The organism is Reticulibacter mediterranei, from assembly GCF_016587455.1.
In genome coordinates this window covers 122,783-140,281 of sequence record NZ_BNJK01000004.1, presented here as the reverse complement: position 1 = coordinate 140,281, position 17,499 = coordinate 122,783, and the positions used below count along the sequence as shown (strand labels likewise).

Below are 17,499 nucleotides of genomic sequence, written 5' to 3'. Positions count from 1 at the left end.
TTATGCCTCTGAATATCACGCAAAAGCAATTGATGCAAATCCTTACCCAACAAGCCATCATCTGGTTTGGAGAAGAGCAGGCTCGTGATTTGCATGCTCAGCTTGAGGAACGAGCAGCACATCTCTGGCTCCTCTCTCAGCACCAGCCTGATCGAGAACAGGAGCCAGATTTTCTCTGTTCCCTTGCACACAACGAAAAGGAGAGATAAATGGCCGGCCTTTCCTCTTTGACCATCCGACAAGCCGCCACGCTACTCCAAAGTGGTCAGGTATCCTGTGTCCAGGTGGTTCAGGAACTCCTCCATCGTATTGATGATCTTGATCCGACTTTTCGCGCCTGGGTCACGGTAGATCATCAGGGAGCGCTTGCCCAGGCCGAACTCCTGGATAAGGAGTTCGCAACAATGGGGCCACGAGGAGCCTTGCATGGGCTTCCTATCGCTTGTAAAGATCTCTTCTACACGAGCGGAATGAAAACAACGGCCTGCTCTCCCCTCTACGCTGATTTTGTCCCGGCCTCTGATGCCGCCGTCGTCAGCCGTCTCAAACAAGCCGGCGCGATCATCATTGGGAAAACCATGTGTACCGAATTAGCTGTCAACGATCCTGCTCCAACTGTGCATGCCTGGCATCCAGCTCATACTCCAGGAGGATCTTCTTCTGGTTCGGCGGTCGCGGTCGCAACTCGGATGTGTTATGGCACGGTCGATACGCAAACGGCTGGTGATATCCTCCGACCAGCCGCTTACAACGGAGTCATGGGCTTGAAACCGACCTATGGGCGTATCAGCCGTGCTGGTGTGATTCCTGTGGCCTGGAGTTTAGACACAGTGGGTGTGACGACACGCAACGTCGAAGATACAGCCCTCCTGCTTCATGTATTGGCCGGGTCCGATTCCCATGATCCCTCCGCTGCTTCCGTCCCCGACTACATGGCAGCATTGAATTCTCAGCCTGTCGTTCCCCGTCTGGGACTGGTGCGACAGTATTTCTATGAACAGGCTGACGCAGAGGTCAGGGCACATACCGATCAGGTAGCGGAGACCTTGCGCAAGGCCGGTGCCCAGGTCAAAGAGATCGTGCTGCCAGAAGATCTCTCCCTCCTGCATGCGGCCCATCGCATTCTTGTGAGCGCTGAATGCGCCGCCTACCATCAAGAACTGTTTTCCGCTCATCCAGAAAAATATGGGCCGAAAATCCGACAATTTATCGAAGGAGGAATGCTCACTCCAGCAGTGCCTTATCTGCAAGCGCAACGGTTGCGTAGTCAGTGGGGAGTTGCCTTCCAGGATGTTTTTCAGCATGTGGATGTTCTCTTGACTCCAACTACGCCTTCTGCTGCTCCAGCCGACCGGAGTACGACCGGGCAGCCTGTTTTCCAGATTCCCTGGACCCTGTGTGGCTTTCCATCGCTTTCCTTGCCTTCAGGCTTGAATACCGATCAATTACCATTAGGTGTCCAGTTAGTAGCCGCTCCCTGGCAGGAAGAGCATCTCTTAGCGGTCGCGGCGTGGTGTGAGCAAGCCTTACATCTCGACCTGCTTCCTCCCTGTGTATCCACCTCTTAAAATCGCTGAACCTGCTACAAGGTATAAATCAGAAATGCGAAGACAATCGCCTCCTTTCGCTTGACAGAAGGAATAGTAGAAGTGTATTGCTCTATTCAGGAAAATATGTTGACTTTTGTGGAAGAGAAATCGAGTGAATTGCTGCATTCTCAATTATGCTAGAAACAGCCAGTAAAGGCGCTGGCCCAACAGCAAGAAGAAAGGGAATCGTCTCATGAACACTCTTACCCAGGAACAGGTGCAAACATTTCACGAACAGGGGTATATTCTCTCACACCAACAACTGTTCTCACCGGAGAAATTTGCGGCGTTGCAGGCCATCTTTGAGGAGCAGCTTGCTAAAAAAGGCGACAAGCTTTCCGACGAACTCGACACTCCACATTTCCGCGATGACCGCCTGCTCGATTTTCTGTTGAGCAACGAGGTTCTGGATCTGGTTGAGCCACTGATCGGCCCAAACATTGCATTATGGTCGAGCCATTTCATCTGCAAAGATCCACAGATCGGGCGTGCAACCCCCTGGCATGAAGACTCAGCCTTCTGGAAGGGCCGCTGTAGCAGGTATGATAAAATCGTAACTATCTGGCTCGCCATCGATCGCAGCACGCGGGAAAATGGGTGTATGCAAGTTCTCCCTGGTACACACCTGACTGGAACTGGTGGCTTCTCCGAATATGACGATGTGGACTCTCAGCGGAACACCTTCAGTCAACAGATCAAACACGTTGATCGTTCCAACGCAGTTGCCTTTGAATTAGAGCCTGGGGAATGTTCGTTGCATGATGGGCGTATCATTCATGGAGCGGAGGCAAACACCAGTCCGTATCGACGCTGCGGCTATACGATGCGCTACATGTCTACCGAAATTCTGGTCTATCCCGAAAAAAATCGCGGGCATCGTATCTGGCTGGCGCGAGGAAAAGATCTCGCAGGCAATACCTACGAAGTCATGTAAATATACATAGGAGATGAAAGGCGAGGAGATGCCGCGAAAAAGAAAGGCTGCTGACCCGGCTCCACAACGTTTGAGCAAGCAGGATTATCTACTCCAGCAATCCTCGCCAGTACGCATCTACCATCAGTTTATACACGAACAGGTGGATGTCCACTGGCACGAATTTTATGAAATCCATTACACTCTGGCAGGTAAGGGTACGCATCTGCTCAACGAGATAACACGTGAACTACGTGCGGGGACACTGTTCTGTATGACTCCAACCGATTTCCACGCGGTTATCCCTTCGCACGAGCAACCATTAGAGCTTTTCAATGTAATCTTCACAGAGGAACAACTCAGTACAGAACTCCGATCCCTGTTATTCTCAACCTCTCGCGAGCTAGCCGTGCAGGTCGATGAAGCGTCTCGACCAGAGATAGAACGCGAGTTTCGCCGCATCTGGCATGAGTCTGAACAACAACAGCCCGGCTATGGGCTGGTCATGCGCGGTGCGCTTGAACGTATCCTGATTGATCTCAGGCGCATGATCGTTGTAGGTCAAACATCCTCCATCACCAGGGAAGATGAGAGCGCGATCTCCCCCGTGATACGCCAAGCCTTGATCTATATGGAACACCATTTCCGCGAAGCCCTCCCGCTCGCCGAGGTAGCACAGCACGTAGGACTTTCTTCACACTATTTCAGCGAGTGCTTTCATCGCTTGGTCGGGCAGACCTTTCAATGCTACTTGCAAAGTCTCCGTCTCCAATTTGCACAGGCGCTTCTGGCAGCCTCTCAATTGCCGATCACAACCATTTGTTCTTCTGCCGGTTTTCATTCTCTCACGCATTTTGAGCGCCTGTTTAAACAACGCTACGGCCTCACGCCTCGCGCATATCGCCAACACTACGGAAAAACTGAACTGGTATGATTGTGCAATCACCTGGAGAGACATGCAAGAAAAACCAGTACCGTTGCTATTATTGATGCAAGTGTACGTATTGTATGAAAGTTCATCCAGGGAGTTCCAGGTGCCTGGAATGATTTTCTGATCGGGTCCGCTTCCTTTTCTGAGAGCTGATCGACATCATATCTGGCAAGCTTATTGTTTAAAGGAATATTGCCAGCTGCGGTTACACCGATTGCTCCAACAATATGCAGGAGCGAAGCCGCCAGCAAGAGGCCAAATTGTGGCCGATCTCGAAGAAGAAATGCGGCCAGAGGCAGCAGGAGGGCCGGGCCAAAAAAACTCAGGAAGAACACGGGATTGATGATCTTGATATTGATCAATTGCATGGCGGCGATATGTTGTGTCCCCTTGATGGCGCGCAGCGCAGGCACGATAGCCACACTAAAGCCATAGAACACCCCGGCGAGCAGACCTGTCAGGGTTCCCCCCACAACAAGCACGATGTCTTCAAACGTCATAAATACATCCTTTCCTTGCAAAAAACTATTTCAAGCAGAATGATGGAGAGTAACAGGAAACTGGATTTCCGTTATGAGATCGCTGCCATCGGGTTCCTGTGGAGCTTGCAGCGTAATCTCACGTGGCATGCCCACAACATGATAGCCATGTGTTTCTGTCCAGGTGCCAATGTCTATGTAGCCAGCATGGATCGTTTCTAACCCGCCCTGCACAACGTATGTAGCCATTTCAGCGACGGCAGGCAGTTCTCGAAAGCGGAGGTGTAAGCCATCGCAGAGGAGGACAGGAGCATGAGAGGCCACTTCCAGCAGATGTCCCATTTCCAGATCGATATTGTGCTTGGCGAAGCTTTTGCTATGGCAGATACAGAAACGAAACCCATAGATATCTTTTTCTGGGAGAGCCGCAGTAACTTCATCGAAGAGAGAAAGGCCAGCCGTAAATGATGCAATCGTTGTTCGCACGCTTAATACCGATTGAGCGGGGACGTGTTTGAGGATCACATCAATAGGAAGGCTTGCCTCTACATGGCGCATGGCTTGCACCCGCGCTTCAATACTGCGGAGGCGCTGAAGATCTGCCTGGATCTGTTGCTCAATTTGAGCTTTTTTCAGCAGAAACATACCTTGTATTTCATCGGTGGAGATATTTCCTTTTATAAGCAACTGAATCTGCTCAAGCGAGAGTCCCAGATCTTTTAATGCGAGAATGCGGTTCAAAAGCAAGAGTTGTTCTGCATTATAATAGCGGTAGCCAGTACCACGATCCGTATGAACAGGTTTCAAGAGACCAATTTCGTCGTAATAGCGCAAGAGTCGCGTAGAAACCTGGGCAATGCGCGAAAATTCTCCGATGGTAAACATGGCAGCCCCATCCTTTCTCAGCATTCTATTGTACACCTTGACGTAACGTGAAGCTCAAGTCCTTTTCATCGGAGAGGCTTTATTCTGATGCATAGATTGGCATATACGGCCTATTTCAGCAACTTTCGTCTGAAAAGAACGTAGTAACGGATGGGGATATATTTCATTGACACCAGGCCTCAATGTGCCACTTGCTTATCGCAAGTATTGCAAGTCGATCATAGGTTTGAAAGGATGCTCTTATGATATCACCTCTGATACTCTTTCTCGTGGCTCAAACCATCTCCATCATCGCTTTAAGTTACATTGGGGTGGTTGCAGCGAAACGTCACACCCAAGAACTGCAACAAGAGATCGAGACAGAGAACCCCTCATTAGAAACATATCTGCGTTTCGCAGTTGCACGCAACTACCTGGGCTATCCATCACGTTGGAGCAATCTCTGGTCTGCCGTGCTTATTGGTATCCCCCTCGTTTCGCTTGTCATAAACTATTATGTCGTTTCCATCCCAGGTTTCCTCCTCTTTTTCCTCCAGGTCAACGTTCTCTATCCTATTTATCTGGCTCTGAGCATTGGCAACACCATTGGCTCATCTGCCTACTCTTTCTTACGAACCGTATTTAGTGATGCACAAGCAGTGCGTATTTTTCAAATCAGCACGCTACAACGCCATGAGATCGCATTTCTGAAAATCCGTGAGGCGCTCCTGCAAACGCTGCCATCCGTCCTCTACATGGAGGCGGTGGCCCTTCTCCTCATGCTCGCCCCCTCTGCGAATCTGTATTACCTGCTCGCATTGCTGTTCATCTTCTGCTCTGGTGCCTTTGTAATCCTGGAAGCTGTGTTTGACACGCCTCTGTATGCATTGAAGAATAAAGTCGAGCAACTTGCCAACACGCCCTGGGCACCTCTTGCTCCGCGCATCGCGGCCTGGGAACAGGTAGGACAGGTCAAGTTCTCCTCAGTGCTGATACAACAGGACATACGAGAGATCCCCGGTGTCAGTGTCTCCGGTCTGCTCAAACCTACGCTGATTCTCAACGAGTTCTTCCTCCGCCACTCCGACTGGCGACAGCAAGATGCACTCATTGGGATTGCTATTGGCATGGTCAAGAAGAGAATGGCGCTTCACGCGCTGCTCAATCGCCTAGCAGCCTGGGCTATTATCGCCGCGTCCGTCCTGTTATTCTTTTTTAGCAGTCTGTTGCCAGCATCTCTCAGTTCATTGACCATCGCAGCGCCCTGGATCGGTATGTTTATCGCTTTTGATGTGATAAAAGCTCGCTCAGATCGCCAGACAACAAAGAACCTGACTGAGGTCTATCGCATGGCCTCTTTCCTCACAGGCGATCCAAACGCGGTGAGAGTTGCGCTAAGCATCACCTCTCTCTTCAGAGGCGCTTCAGCCGAACAGGTACAACAGGATGGACAAATACAAAAACTGGACGAACTGGCACAGGAGTCATGGGCACGCGCTCCACAAGCGGATGAGCCTGTTCCTACCGTCAGCCCTGAAAGCTTCGACCCCTATCCCCTCACTGTTCCCTTGAACCAGGCCACCGCTCCCGGTCCTGTGCCCACCGCATCATATCGGGAACTGACGCTTCCTCCATCACCTATCAGCAGGCAGGAAAGAAAGTGGCCCATGTAATTATGCAGTTTTAAACTGCGTAACTACAACCTGATCTTTTTTGTTAGTAGACTTTGATATAGCTCGACATATGCGCATTATTGCTTTATACTCAAACAGGTGCGGAAGTGGCAGGATGGATGTGGTGAGGCAAATATCGAACATAATCAATGAGGAAAGCGCATGGAGAGACAGGACACATATATTTTCGACCTCAACAGCCCGGCTGAACTGGCCCGGCTTATCAATCAGGATCGTTTTCTTACGCAAGCGATGGGCGGTCCCCTGGCCGGCCTGCCCGACCTGCCAGCGCAGGCCAAAGTGCTGGATGTGGCCTGCGGCCCCGGTGGATGGGCGCTTGATGTTGCGCTGGATCGCCCGGACCTGGAAGTGGCTGGTATTGATCGCAGCGAACCAATGATCTCATATGCCACAGCACGCGCACAGGCACAAGGGCGCAAGAACGCCACGTTTGGAGTGATGGATATCACTCAACCCCTGGATTTTTCAGATGCAACCTTTGACCTGATCAATGCACGCCTCCTGCTTGGAGTGTTGAAACGGGAGGCATGGGATGCACTTCTCGATGAATGTACTCGTATCCTGCGACCGGGTGGCATCCTGCGCTTGATCGAGCCAGATGATAGCGGCTCAACCAACTCAAAAACCTTTGAATATCTCAGCAGTTTAGCCATCAAGTCTCTCTGGAACGGAGGCTATGGCTTTTCGCTAAATGGCCGCTCTTTCGGCCTGGGACCGGCACTGCTCCACAAGCTCAAACAGCGAGGTTATCAAGCAACCGTCTCATCATTTGTTGGCGACTATTCTCATGATAGTCCTGGATGGGCGGATTTCTATCACAATGCCGAAATCACGACCCCTCAACTCCGAATCCCGCTGATAAAAGCTGGAGAGCTTACTGAGGAGGAGTTCGATCAGCTTTATCAGCAAGAACTTATAGAGATGTGGAGCGAAGATTTTACAGCACTATGGCATTTTGTGGTCATCTTGGGCATCGCTCCCACTCGTTAGTCACAGAGAAACCTGTAACCATTCTGTGAGCAGAGATCGGTCGGTTGAGATCCTTTTGTGAAGTCTCCTGCATACAATCAAGATATACATAGACCAGGGAATATGAAGGTGGGGGCATTCCCACTGGCAAGGAGACGGCAATGACATCAACAATCCTTATCGCCTATGCAACACGTTACGGCTCAACGCAAGAGGTGGCTGAGGCTATTGCGGACAGGCTGCATGAGCGTGGGCTCGAAGTGGAACTGAAACCCATATTCGAGGTCTCCACGCTTGAGCCATATCGCATGATCGTGCTTGGCGGGCCAATCTATATGGATCGCTGGCACCCGGAGGCCCGTCGCTTCCTCAAACGACACTATGCAGCCCTGCAAGAGAAGCCAACGGCCATCTTTGCCCTCGGCCCCATTCACCAGACCCCTGAAGAGTGGCAGGATGCACGCGAACAGCTTGATCGCGCACTGGAAAAAGCCCCTCTGCTCAAACCGATTGCCATCGAAATGTTCGGCGGCGTGATCTCTCCCGCCAAGCTCCACTTCCCGTTCAACCACCTGAAGGCGAGCGACGCGCGCAACTGGACAAATATTATCGACTTTGCCGATGAGCTCGCTGAACTATCGTTTATCGGACGCGCGGTTGTGTGAAGACGCGGCACAAACAGGCACAGGAAAAAGGAAGTGTCTATGAAACGGGTCACGAGAGATATTGATCCAGGCTGTGCGCGGGATTTGCTGGAGCGCGTTTCCCGTGCCTGCATCTCCTTTGCTTGTAATCAGGAGCCAGAGGTATTGCCTGTTGCGGTACGATGGCAGGATGATCGCTATCTGGTTGGTATCCCTGAGCATACCAGTTGTCGGCCAGAACCAGGACAGGAAGTAGTTCTCCTTGTTGATGAGGGGATCTACTTCTTCGACCTGCGCGCCATCTACATTCGCGGGCATCTCAGTTCTGTCGAACTTCCCCCGAACGCACCCATCAATCATGTATGGTTCGAGGTTACTCCTCTCAAAGAGGTTGCCTGGGATTATGGAACGTTGCACGAGGTGAAAGATGCACACTGATGATCCCACAGTTCTCACTACGATACAACACTGCATGGTTGCTCGTATCGCTACCCTTTCTCGCAATGGGCGGCCATGTGTCACCCCGATCTACTTTGTCCGGCACAATGGCAACATCTGGCTCGGCACCTCTGATCGAACGCTGGCGGTTCATAATATCAAGGCCCACCCCCAGGTAAGCGTTCTCCTCGCAGTAGAGCAGGATACCAACTCACCGCGCACCCTGCGTATCAAAGGAAAAGCCAGGCTGCTTACAGATCAACAGACCCAGCGCACCTATAGACTGAACATCGCCCGCAAATACTTCATGACGCTCGGCGGGGTTCGCAATACCCTGGCCCACATTCATCAGATCCAACCCTTGCGCTACCATATACAAAATACGGAAAAGGGCAACCCCTGCATTATCGAGGTTATCCCCGAGCAGGCCGAGTTGCTCTCTAATCCATAACCCAGGCTGCGTAGAGAAAACGTCGCTTTTTAACAATACTTCCGGCGGCATTCTCTGCTATGATATCTCCCAGAACTGACAGCAAGAAGTATACGGGTAGTTCTGAAAGATGTATCAGGAGAAGACATAGTCTATGGGAAAAGTGCTCCATCAGCCAATCGCCGTCCCACAAGATGGAATCTGGCTTCGTCTTGCACAAACGCTGGAAGCAACGGTACGCCGCAGCGCATACGCCCAACAACTCCTCTCCTCACAACATTTCAATGAAGCACGTGCGCGTTGGACCCGCGCCGATCTGATCTTTCTCCAAACGGCGCTCGAACAGCTCTACAATGCGCACGGCCTTATTCGTATGTACGCGCTTGCCAACGCCTGTGGTCTCTCTTTACGCCAGTTCGAGCGGAGATTTAAGCAGCGTATCGGCATTTCGCCGAAAATATTTGCGCGCCTCCTCCGCTTTGAGACGCTGATGGCCTCCCTGCTACAAAATCCTACCCATCCTCTCGCTCAGATGGCTTCTCATCCTGGCTATCAGGATCAAGCGCACGCCATCCACGAATTCAAACTATGGGCAGGCTGCACGCCATCCGCGTTTCTTGTCAGGGCAAAACAACGCACGGCACAAAAACCGCTCCATCCTGATCCTCGCCCGGCTCATACGCCCATATATATTGTCTAACACAAAAAAGAAGGATTAAAATGTCTCAACAAACATTTCAACTTCCCTGGAATGGTATCCATCATATCGCCCTGGTCACGGCAGATCTGGACGCAACCATACACTTTTATAGAGATGTACTTGGCATGTACGTGAGCGATATCGCCCCCTCAGTTAAGGGACGTGGCAGGCATTGTCTCATTTTCGTCAAGCCGAACGATGAGAACGTCTGGGGCTTCCATTTCTTTGAGCGTCCTCTATCTTCCAAAACGACATTAGGAGCTGCGGATAAACACCCGTCCAGCCTGGTTCCCCATGTCGCCCTGCGCCTCTCCGATGGCAATGCTGCCGACGCCTTACGCCAGCGTTTGAACAACGTACATGTCTCCATCACCGAGATTCCTGAACTGGGATCATTCGTCTTTTTCGACAACAACCAGCTTTGCCTGGAAATCACATGGCCCCAAGCGCAAGCATAAAGGTCGATCGGCATTGTATAAAGAATCGCGTTAATCCTCTTCAAGGATTTGCTAGATCAGGGTGAGTCATGTATCCTGGCTTTCCTTTCCTCCTTGCAATTTCCGGTTTTGGGGAGATGAGAAAGAAGAAGAGAGAGAGAAAACTTGTAGATTACAAGTAGAACGCAAGAGAAGGAAAGAGTAGAGAATGGATACTAGAACAATTACAAAAGAACAATTTATTAAAGCAGCACCAGAACGAGTCTTTAAAGCACTTACCGAAAAGCAAGATTTAGAACGCTGGTTTGTGCCAAAGGCTGATATCGAATTGAAACCAGGAGGAACATTTCGCATAGAAATGGCACCTGGTATTGGAGAACATGGAAAAGTAAAAGAAGTAAAGCCATTTCAGTTGTTCAGTTTTACCTGGGAAGCACTTTCTCCTACTCCGACAACCCTTACTTTTGAGCTAACAAAAGAAAAAGACGGTACGTTGGTAATATTTACTCATAGCGATATTGGCGAAGGAGAAGGATGGGAGGTGTATACTACGATCAACAAAGCGTGGGATGCTCATCTTAAAGACATAACGTCCTGGATTGAAACGGGAACATGTCCACTCCCAGGTCCAAGAGGATAATACAAGGGACGGTAATCTCGCAATGTGGGTCGGAATAGTCATTGACACTATCTGGCCCTTTTTGTTGTTGAAGGAAAGCGAGCGCGTTCTTCCTCATACTCTCTTACTTACCACTCGGCCCATATCTTATTCCGCAACGTGCAACGCCGACATGCCATCTCACCATAATAAACTGCTACTATTCAAAGCATTGACAAACGTTGACGCTTCGGCATACAATATATTTAGATAGTCTAAGTATTAGCGAACAGAAATAAGTTGAGGGAGGGCCGATGACGGAGCATGATTCCCAGGAATGGGCCATCGCTGATGAACTACTGGATCTTATCCCTGGCCTGTTGCAGCAAATTCGGGCGAATTTTCCCGCTGAAGCCGCTTCCGAGCAACCTGAATGGCGCGATCTCAGCGAGTTACGAGCGACGGCGGGGCAGGCCCGGCTGTTGCGTTCTCTGAGCAAACGTCAGCGCTGCACAATGCAAGAACTGGCCGATCTTATGGGCGTGGCCGCACCAACGGCAACGGCAATGGTCAAGCGGCTGCTCACTCTGGGATTTGTCGAACGTATACGCGACGAGCAAGATTGGCGTGTGGTCTGGATCTCGCCGACCGAGCGTGGATTGCGAACCGTCGCGCTCTACGATCAATTTCGTCGTACCAATCTGCAACGACGCCTGGCCCGGCTCAGTCAGGACGAGCTAAAGCTGCTCCGCGCTGCACTGCCAGTCCTCCATCACCTTATCGAGGTTGAATCATGACAATTACCGTCGAGAAACTCACGCGCTCCTTCGGAGATGTGCAGGCCGTCAAGGGCATCGATCTGCATGTCGAACGCGGCGAGACCTTTGGCTTTCTCGGTCCCAATGGAGCCGGGAAAAGCACAACCATTAAAATGCTCTGTACGCTGCTCCATCCTACCAGCGGGCAGGCGTGGATCAATGGCTATAACATCGAGCAGCAGGCCTCGCAGGTGCGCCAGAGCATCGGCATCGTCTTTCAAGATCCCACTCTTGATGAATATCTGACAGCGGAACAGAACCTCTATTATCACTGCATGATCTATCACACACCCAAAAAAACACGCGCCGCCCGCATCCAGGATGTGTTGCAACTGGTCGGTCTTGAGGATCGCAGCAAGGATATCGTCAAAACGTTCTCAGGTGGTATGAAGCGTCGTCTGGAGGTGGCACGCGGCCTGCTTCACGAACCACAAACGCTCTTTCTCGACGAGCCAACTGTCGGCCTTGACCCACAAACACGCCGAAGCGTCTGGGAACATGTCCTCCGGTTGCGCGAACGAACAGGGCTGACAATCTTTATGACGACGCACTACATGGAAGAGGCCGAATATTGCGACCGGATCGCCATTATCGATCATGGAGAGATCGTTGCCGTTGATACTCCTGCCGCGCTCAAACGCATGGTCGGTCAGGATAAAGTCCGGCTTACTACTTCATCGACTGAGCGAGCCGTTCCCATTCTGGAACACTATCTGGAGCGGCCAGTGCGTCGTGAAGAGAACAGTATCTATGCAGAGGGAGAAAACGGGCAGGCGCTCGCCGCCAGTGCTATCCGCCAGTTGACGCTGGCAGATATCGAGGTCCATAGCGTCGAGGTTACAGCGCCCACGCTGGAAGATGTGTTTGTTCATCTCACTGGTCGCGCCATTCGCGATGAGTTGGCTGGCGCGAAGGAACGCATGGGTTCGCGTTTGCGTAGCCGGGGCCGTTTGCGCCGCTAGAGAAGGAGATATACACTCATGATTAATACCACACAACCGGTCTCAACGCCGCAAGCCTCGCCTGTTCAACGCTCTGTAGTCGCATCGCTGATCGATCTGGAGGGGATCGCTATGATCTGGCGGCGCGACATGGTGCGCCTGTGGCGACAACGAAGCCGACTGCTTGGCGCGGTGGCGCGGGCGCTGGTCTGGCTCTTCGCGCTGGGCTTCGGTCTGCGCGGCTCGCTGGGATCTATCGCGGGCTTTAGCTACGAGCAATTCGTCTTTCCTGGCGTCATCGCAATGACTGTCATCTTCAGCGGCCTGCAATCAGCCATCTCGATTGTGTATGACCGCGAATTTGGCTTTCTCAAGGAGGTACAGGTTGCGCCCACGCCGCGTTCAACGCTCGTCATCGGCAAATGTCTGGGTGGTGCCTCAAGCTCAACAGTACAGGCGCTGATCATTCTCGTCTTTGCTCCCTTTGCCTCTGTGACGCTCACGCCCTGGAATGTGCTTGCCACGCTGGTTGCAACCTTCTTTACGGCGCTGGCGATTTCGAGCATGGGCGTCGTGATTGCGATGTGGATCACGGACTTTGAGAATTTCGGCACCATTCAAAACTTTATTACGTTGCCGCTCTATATGTTTTCGGGAGCGATCTTCCCGACACGCCAGGTTCCCCCATGGTTACATACAGTGCTGGCCCTCAATCCGCTAACCTACGGCGTCAACGCCATTCGCGGCGTGCTGCTCAATTACGAACTGAGCAGCGTTCCCTTCAATCTCGCCGTCCTGTTGGCCTTTACGGTGGTCATGCTCATCGTCGCCATCGCGATGTCGCGCAAGGAGGTGTAGTACAAAAAGGCTCAACTTGTGCGGACATTATTTCTATCACATCTGCACAAGTTGAGTATTCTGTGCTTTATCCCGCAATGGCACCTCCCCTTGACACAGGGAATGCCAGTAATGAGCAAGTTCTTCTGGCGAAACCACCCCCTCGTTCTCAAGCCACCAGATGGCCAGTGCCAGGCGCGCCCCAGCATAAAATTGGGCGATGACAGGCAGGGGAATGGGAAAATGACGCCCCTGGGTCTGAGCATTCGCCAGCCTCTCCTCGATCTGCTCTGCCGTCTGGCGTCGCAACAGGGTGGCGAGCCAGTGATCCTCTTTGTCCACTAGCAGGCGCCTGTAGTAATGGCGATCTGAGGTGATCTCTTCGAGAAACTGCGCGATTTCCTGTTCCCGTTCCACTGCACTCCTGACCCGATGCCGTTTTCGTTGGGCAGTTTCTTGATCGTATTTGAGGCCATAGGACAACAGCTCATATTTACTCTCAAAATGCTTATAAAAGGTCGTGCGATTGATCGTGGCCTCTTCACAGATGTCTGTGACACTGATCTGCTCGAAGGAACGCTCCTCTAAGAGCGTGCGCAGCGCTTCCCAAAGACATTTTTGGGTTCGTTTGACGCGTGGATCTTCCGCATTGGGGGATGTGTTTCTCAACATTGTTGGCTCCACTGTTGCTTAATCAACAATCTGAACTCGATTGTGACTTGACGGTCCGGCTCAGGGCTTCTACCCTTGAAAAGAGACATCTGTATGGTTAGTATAACATGCGTTGCTAAAAGAGAGAAAGATCATGAATATGTATCTCGCTATGGAAAGAGAATTGTTAGTAGCACGTCAACAGCAAGGGAAATGGCAAGCTGAAGCGCATCTGGTTGGTATGCAACCTACCTGCGTCTCCGTTGATCCCTTGCGACCGGAGCGCGTCTATTGTGGTACGTTTGGACGGGGCTTATGGCGTAGTAGCGATGCGGGCCGCAGCTGGGAACCGGTAGGAGATGCCAGAAGCAGCATGATATCAGGGTATGGAAAAGCTCTTCCTCATCCACAACTGACTTCAGTTGCCGTAAGCCTCACAGAACGTTCGGGGGGCTATGGCGTCGTGTATGCTGGTGCGGAGCCAACTGCCATGTATCGTTCCGAAGATGGAGGCAATACCTGGTGGGAACTGAAAGAGTTGCGCGAGCTTGCTTCCGCCCCAACCTGGCGGTTGCCAGATCTGCCCTCCATAAGCCGTGTGCGCTGGATTACACCTGATCCGAGTGTTGTCGGACGCCTCTTCGTAGCAATTGAAGCTGGTGCGTTGATCAGAAGTCAGGATGGCGGAAAGCACTGGGAAGATCGTCAACCCGAGGGGCCGCTGGATACGCATACACTGCTAATGCATCCGAAGATTCCCAATCGCCTCTACTCGGCAGCAGGTGATGGCTTTCTCTATCAAGGGAGAGGCTACAATGAGAGCTACGACGGCGGCGAGACATGGCGGCATCCCTGCGAAGGATTACAGCATCACTATCTGTGGGGAGCTGCTGTTGATCCCGCCGATCCCGATACCGTTGTCGTCTCAGCAGCGGAGAGTCCCGATCTGGCGCACTCCTTAAAGTGTAATGTCCAGTCGGTCATCTATCGCAAGACCTCCGGCCAGCCGTGGCGCAGGGTAACTCAAGGGCTGCCAGACGCGCAGGGAACGGTAGTTTACACCCTGACCAGCAACTGCGAGGAACCCGGCGTCTTCTACGCCCTGAGCAACAAAGGCTGCTACCGCTCGGCTGACGCAGGCCAAAGCTGGGAGCCGCTCCCCATCCCCTGGAAGTCAGATTACGAACACCAGCGCCAGCAAGCCCTGGCAATAAACAACGTATAAAGTGCGGAAGAAATGAACTGAGGACATCTGTCACGACTCAGGTATGTTTACTCACTGAGTGCCCACCAAACTCTTTTACCCTGGTGGGCGCTCGCGGTGATAGCTGTCCATTGTGACATGAAGCGGTTGAAATGTGTTCTATTTCAGACCAGAAAATAGCAATAACAACATACATCTTTGAGCGCTTCATCCGTGAACATCAGGTATCCACGATACTATCCATCAACAAAGGGCTTTCCAATTCTCCCATCTAGCGGGAGTGCAGAGGGCGGCAGCCCTCTGCCGGGGTGCGGGGTGTCCCCGCAAAAAACTTTTTTCTTCTCTTTTGCGCGCCGTCGCAGGCGGCGCGCGAAGGAGGGAAGGAAACTGGGGACACCCCAGACCCCGGCAGGGAGACCCTGCACCCCTTTGAGCGGAGAACTGGAAAGCCCTGTCCATCAATAAAGGTAGGCTTGACAGTAGCTCACAGCCATGCTATAGTTAAAGCGAACGTTCGTCTTATTTGAAGAGGGAACTCTAGTCGTCTATCCCGATCTGAGATGTAGCATTTCGTATTTTTGTCATTCCTGATAAGAGCAAACAGAAAGGGTTCGACCAACAAAGCACCGCCCCTCTCTCCTGGCACCAGGACGACGCTTTGTTAGAGCTGCACGCATCGCAGGTTATACCCACACATTTGCAGCTTCTTCTCGCAGCCCACTCCCTTTCTTTGCAACGCCCTCTTATCACATTTACAGCTTCTTCCTCGTAAAGCAGGTAAGACAACCATGCGATTGCACCTGAATACTGCTGAGAACAGAGAAACAACGAACATTCCTTGCACATATCGCCTCATATGCGTTCTTCTCATACCGTTGAGCGGCTCACATACTCTGCTTGTTTGTTCCTGCTAATGCTTCCCAGGAGCGCGGTTTTGTAGCGTTGTGTCTATCAATTCCAGGAGGATTTCAGATGGTCTCTGAGCAACGGGGTTCCCTGACCGAATGGATTGCAGCGGTCCGGTCCGGGCGCATGTCACGCCGTTCTTTCCTTGAACATGCCGTCACAGCCGGAGCGAGCAGCAGCGTCGCGCTTACCCTCCTCGCTGCATGTGGCGGTCCCACCCCCTCCGGGCCAGCCGCCAGCATTACGTACTGGAACCTGTTCGGCGGCGGCGATGGCGTGCGCATGATCCAGATGGAAAACGACTTCGCCAAAGCAACCCCCTCTATCGACGTACAATCGGTGACGCTGGCCTGGGGCGATCCCTATTACACAAAGCTGGCGATGGCCGCATCCGGTGGTCGCCCACCCGAAGTCGCTATTTCACACATCACACGTATGTCAACCTACGCAGCACAAGGGCTGTTGGAGCCGTACGATCTGGCAGAGCTGGCCCGCGTTGGCATCACCGAGGACAAGTTTCTCCCCGCCGTCTGGCAAAAAGGGCACTATAACGGCAAGCTCTACGCTATCCCGCTGGATACCCATCCATTCGTCGCCTACTACAATACCGACATCTGTAAGAAAGCCGGGCTGCTCGATGACAGCGGCAACCTCAAGCCCATCCAGGGAACGGAGGCGCTAATGAACGCACTCAAAAGCGCTCAACAGGCGGCTGGACCCGGCGGCTATGGAGTTGTGTTCGAGGTCGAGGGCGTCACGCTCTGGCGCATCTTCTACTCGCTGTACAGCCAGCTCGAAGGACAGGTCTTCTCGCCCGATGGTAAAGAACTGGTCCTGGATGATGCCAAAGCTGAGCAAGTACTGACCTTTATGGCCGATCTGACCAGCACCAGCAAGGTCGCTCCCCCCAATATCGACTATGGCGGGGCGGTCGCGCTCTTTGGCAGCGGGAAATCTGGCTTCCACTGGAACGGCGAGTGGGAGGTGACGACCTTCATCACGCAGAAAACCCCATTTAGCATGGCACCCTATCCCCAGGTCTACAACACCTACGCGGTCCAGGGCGATCTGCACTCGTTCGTTATGCCACGGCAGCTCGCACCCGACCCGGCACATCGCGCCGCAGCTCTGCAATTTATCAGCTTTATGCTTCAGGACAGCTTCACGTGGGCACAGGGCGGACACGTCCCGGCATATCTGCCTGTCACTGATAGCGAGCAATATAAAAACTTGAAGCCACAATCGAACTATGCTAGCGTCGCCCCTCACGTGGTCATCGATCCTACCGACTGGTTTAGCGGCTCCGGCTCCGAGATGGAAAACAAGACACAGACGATCTTCGCCCCGGTCATGGGCGGTCAGGTCACACCAGCGCAGGGGATCAAGCAGTGGAAGGCCACTATCCAAAAGTTGCTCAATACCAGACTGCCTTTCTAAATAGTTCTCAGCAGAATAA

The 17,499-nt window shown here is 52.3% G+C and carries 20 protein-coding genes; 17 read left to right on the top strand and 3 right to left on the bottom strand.

What is annotated here, in order from left to right; translation table 11 throughout:
• Positions 1–2: 2 nt before the first annotated feature.
• The 4 genes from K3T83_RS55165 to K3T83_RS55150 all read left to right on the top strand — a co-directional run bounded on the left by K3T83_RS55165 (position 3) and on the right by K3T83_RS55150 (position 3,436).
• Positions 3–209, top strand: coding sequence for a hypothetical protein (locus K3T83_RS55165; protein ID WP_220211650.1), 207 nt, complete (start codon positions 3–5; stop codon positions 207–209).
• Positions 210–1,568 (top strand): amidase, encoded by a 1,359-nt coding sequence (locus K3T83_RS55160; protein WP_220211649.1) that lies wholly within the window; start codon positions 210–212, stop codon positions 1,566–1,568.
• Between the two features lie 214 nt (positions 1,569–1,782).
• Complete coding sequence (locus K3T83_RS55155; RefSeq protein WP_220211648.1) at positions 1,783–2,523, top strand: phytanoyl-CoA dioxygenase family protein; 741 nt, start codon at positions 1,783–1,785, stop codon at positions 2,521–2,523.
• Positions 2,524–2,551: 28 nt separating this feature from the next.
• Positions 2,552–3,436 (top strand): AraC family transcriptional regulator, encoded by an 885-nt coding sequence (locus tag K3T83_RS55150; protein WP_220211647.1) that lies wholly within the window; start codon positions 2,552–2,554, stop codon positions 3,434–3,436.
• 8 nt (positions 3,437–3,444) lie between these two features.
• Here K3T83_RS55150 and K3T83_RS55145 read toward each other — a convergent pair whose 3' ends face one another.
• Both K3T83_RS55145 and K3T83_RS55140 read right to left on the bottom strand, forming a co-directional pair.
• On the bottom strand, positions 3,445–3,933 hold the full coding sequence (locus K3T83_RS55145; protein WP_220211646.1) for an anthrone oxygenase family protein: 489 nt from the start codon (positions 3,931–3,933) through the stop codon (positions 3,445–3,447).
• 30 nt (positions 3,934–3,963) lie between these two features.
• Positions 3,964–4,821, bottom strand: coding sequence for a MerR family transcriptional regulator (locus K3T83_RS55140; protein ID WP_220211645.1), 858 nt, complete (start codon positions 4,819–4,821; stop codon positions 3,964–3,966).
• Positions 4,822–5,039: 218 nt separating this feature from the next.
• On the opposite strand from K3T83_RS55140, the gene K3T83_RS55135 reads away from it, so the two are divergent.
• The 11 genes from K3T83_RS55135 (at position 5,040) to K3T83_RS55085 (ending at position 13,303) form a co-directional block, all read left to right on the top strand.
• The gene (locus K3T83_RS55135; protein WP_220211644.1) at positions 5,040–6,449 is read left to right on the top strand and encodes a hypothetical protein; all 1,410 of its coding nucleotides are present in this window, start codon (positions 5,040–5,042) and stop codon (positions 6,447–6,449) included.
• Positions 6,450–6,611: 162 nt separating this feature from the next.
• Positions 6,612–7,460 (top strand): class I SAM-dependent methyltransferase, encoded by an 849-nt coding sequence (locus K3T83_RS55130; RefSeq protein WP_220211643.1) that lies wholly within the window; start codon positions 6,612–6,614, stop codon positions 7,458–7,460.
• 140 nt (positions 7,461–7,600) lie between these two features.
• Positions 7,601–8,104 carry a flavodoxin domain-containing protein gene (locus tag K3T83_RS55125; protein WP_220211642.1) on the top strand — a complete coding sequence of 168 codons (504 nt, stop codon included), beginning with the start codon at positions 7,601–7,603 and terminating at the stop codon, positions 8,102–8,104.
• Positions 8,105–8,143: 39 nt separating this feature from the next.
• Positions 8,144–8,521, top strand: a complete 378-nt coding sequence (locus K3T83_RS55120; RefSeq protein WP_220211641.1) for a hypothetical protein — start codon at positions 8,144–8,146, stop codon at positions 8,519–8,521.
• Positions 8,511–8,972 (top strand): pyridoxamine 5'-phosphate oxidase family protein, encoded by a 462-nt coding sequence (locus tag K3T83_RS55115; RefSeq protein WP_220211640.1) that lies wholly within the window; start codon positions 8,511–8,513, stop codon positions 8,970–8,972. Before K3T83_RS55120 ends, K3T83_RS55115 begins: the two co-directional genes overlap by 11 nt.
• A 133-nt stretch (positions 8,973–9,105) precedes the next feature.
• Positions 9,106–9,651, top strand: a complete 546-nt coding sequence (locus tag K3T83_RS55110) for a helix-turn-helix domain-containing protein (RefSeq protein WP_220211639.1) — start codon at positions 9,106–9,108, stop codon at positions 9,649–9,651.
• Positions 9,652–9,671: 20 nt separating this feature from the next.
• Positions 9,672–10,109 carry a VOC family protein gene (locus K3T83_RS55105; protein ID WP_220211638.1) on the top strand — a complete coding sequence of 146 codons (438 nt, stop codon included), beginning with the start codon at positions 9,672–9,674 and terminating at the stop codon, positions 10,107–10,109.
• Positions 10,110–10,296: 187 nt separating this feature from the next.
• Positions 10,297–10,728 carry an SRPBCC family protein gene (locus K3T83_RS55100; RefSeq protein ID WP_220211637.1) on the top strand — a complete coding sequence of 144 codons (432 nt, stop codon included), beginning with the start codon at positions 10,297–10,299 and terminating at the stop codon, positions 10,726–10,728.
• A 272-nt stretch (positions 10,729–11,000) separates the two neighbouring features.
• Positions 11,001–11,483 carry a MarR family winged helix-turn-helix transcriptional regulator gene (locus tag K3T83_RS55095; protein WP_220211636.1) on the top strand — a complete coding sequence of 161 codons (483 nt, stop codon included), beginning with the start codon at positions 11,001–11,003 and terminating at the stop codon, positions 11,481–11,483.
• Positions 11,480–12,466 (top strand): ABC transporter ATP-binding protein, encoded by a 987-nt coding sequence (locus K3T83_RS55090; protein ID WP_220211635.1) that lies wholly within the window; start codon positions 11,480–11,482, stop codon positions 12,464–12,466. Before K3T83_RS55095 ends, K3T83_RS55090 begins: the two co-directional genes overlap by 4 nt.
• Positions 12,467–12,484: 18 nt before the next feature.
• Positions 12,485–13,303 carry an ABC transporter permease gene (locus tag K3T83_RS55085; protein ID WP_220211634.1) on the top strand — a complete coding sequence of 273 codons (819 nt, stop codon included), beginning with the start codon at positions 12,485–12,487 and terminating at the stop codon, positions 13,301–13,303.
• A gap of 36 nt (positions 13,304–13,339) precedes the next feature.
• Here K3T83_RS55085 and K3T83_RS55080 read toward each other — a convergent pair whose 3' ends face one another.
• Positions 13,340–13,954, bottom strand: coding sequence for a TetR/AcrR family transcriptional regulator (locus K3T83_RS55080; RefSeq protein WP_220211633.1), 615 nt, complete (start codon positions 13,952–13,954; stop codon positions 13,340–13,342).
• A gap of 133 nt (positions 13,955–14,087) precedes the next feature.
• Between K3T83_RS55080 and K3T83_RS55075 the strand changes: the two genes are divergently transcribed.
• Positions 14,088–15,158 (top strand): WD40/YVTN/BNR-like repeat-containing protein, encoded by a 1,071-nt coding sequence (locus tag K3T83_RS55075; RefSeq protein ID WP_236065361.1) that lies wholly within the window; start codon positions 14,088–14,090, stop codon positions 15,156–15,158.
• 951 nt (positions 15,159–16,109) lie between these two features.
• A complete protein-coding gene (locus K3T83_RS55070; RefSeq protein ID WP_220211631.1) occupies positions 16,110–17,480 on the top strand; it encodes an extracellular solute-binding protein in 1,371 nt (456 codons plus the stop codon).
• Positions 17,481–17,499 lie beyond the last annotated feature (19 nt).

Excerpts from the sequence above, each read along its gene's own strand:
- K3T83_RS55115 (WP_220211640.1), top strand. The coding sequence starts at position 8,511 with ATGCACACTGATGATCCCACAGTTCTCACTACGATACAACACTGCATG.
- K3T83_RS55100 (WP_220211637.1), top strand. The coding sequence starts at position 10,297 with ATGGATACTAGAACAATTACAAAAGAACAATTTATTAAAGCAGCACCA.
- K3T83_RS55110 (WP_220211639.1), top strand. The coding sequence starts at position 9,106 with ATGGGAAAAGTGCTCCATCAGCCAATCGCCGTCCCACAAGATGGAATC.
- K3T83_RS55080 (WP_220211633.1), bottom strand. The coding sequence starts at position 13,954 with ATGTTGAGAAACACATCCCCCAATGCGGAAGATCCACGCGTCAAACGA.
- K3T83_RS55150 (WP_220211647.1), top strand. The coding sequence starts at position 2,552 with ATGCCGCGAAAAAGAAAGGCTGCTGACCCGGCTCCACAACGTTTGAGC.
- K3T83_RS55070 (WP_220211631.1), top strand. The coding sequence starts at position 16,110 with ATGGTCTCTGAGCAACGGGGTTCCCTGACCGAATGGATTGCAGCGGTC.
- K3T83_RS55105 (WP_220211638.1), top strand. The coding sequence starts at position 9,672 with ATGTCTCAACAAACATTTCAACTTCCCTGGAATGGTATCCATCATATC.
- K3T83_RS55090 (WP_220211635.1), top strand. The coding sequence starts at position 11,480 with ATGACAATTACCGTCGAGAAACTCACGCGCTCCTTCGGAGATGTGCAG.
- K3T83_RS55135 (WP_220211644.1), top strand. The coding sequence starts at position 5,040 with ATGATATCACCTCTGATACTCTTTCTCGTGGCTCAAACCATCTCCATC.
- K3T83_RS55145 (WP_220211646.1), bottom strand. The coding sequence starts at position 3,933 with ATGACGTTTGAAGACATCGTGCTTGTTGTGGGGGGAACCCTGACAGGT.
- K3T83_RS55130 (WP_220211643.1), top strand. The coding sequence starts at position 6,612 with ATGGAGAGACAGGACACATATATTTTCGACCTCAACAGCCCGGCTGAA.
- K3T83_RS55085 (WP_220211634.1), top strand. The coding sequence starts at position 12,485 with ATGATTAATACCACACAACCGGTCTCAACGCCGCAAGCCTCGCCTGTT.
- K3T83_RS55125 (WP_220211642.1), top strand. The coding sequence starts at position 7,601 with ATGACATCAACAATCCTTATCGCCTATGCAACACGTTACGGCTCAACG.
- K3T83_RS55075 (WP_236065361.1), top strand. The coding sequence starts at position 14,088 with ATGAATATGTATCTCGCTATGGAAAGAGAATTGTTAGTAGCACGTCAA.
- K3T83_RS55120 (WP_220211641.1), top strand. The coding sequence starts at position 8,144 with ATGAAACGGGTCACGAGAGATATTGATCCAGGCTGTGCGCGGGATTTG.
- K3T83_RS55095 (WP_220211636.1), top strand. The coding sequence starts at position 11,001 with ATGACGGAGCATGATTCCCAGGAATGGGCCATCGCTGATGAACTACTG.
- K3T83_RS55160 (WP_220211649.1), top strand. The coding sequence starts at position 210 with ATGGCCGGCCTTTCCTCTTTGACCATCCGACAAGCCGCCACGCTACTC.
- K3T83_RS55140 (WP_220211645.1), bottom strand. The coding sequence starts at position 4,821 with ATGCTGAGAAAGGATGGGGCTGCCATGTTTACCATCGGAGAATTTTCG.
- K3T83_RS55155 (WP_220211648.1), top strand. The coding sequence starts at position 1,783 with ATGAACACTCTTACCCAGGAACAGGTGCAAACATTTCACGAACAGGGG.
- K3T83_RS55165 (WP_220211650.1), top strand. The coding sequence starts at position 3 with ATGCCTCTGAATATCACGCAAAAGCAATTGATGCAAATCCTTACCCAA.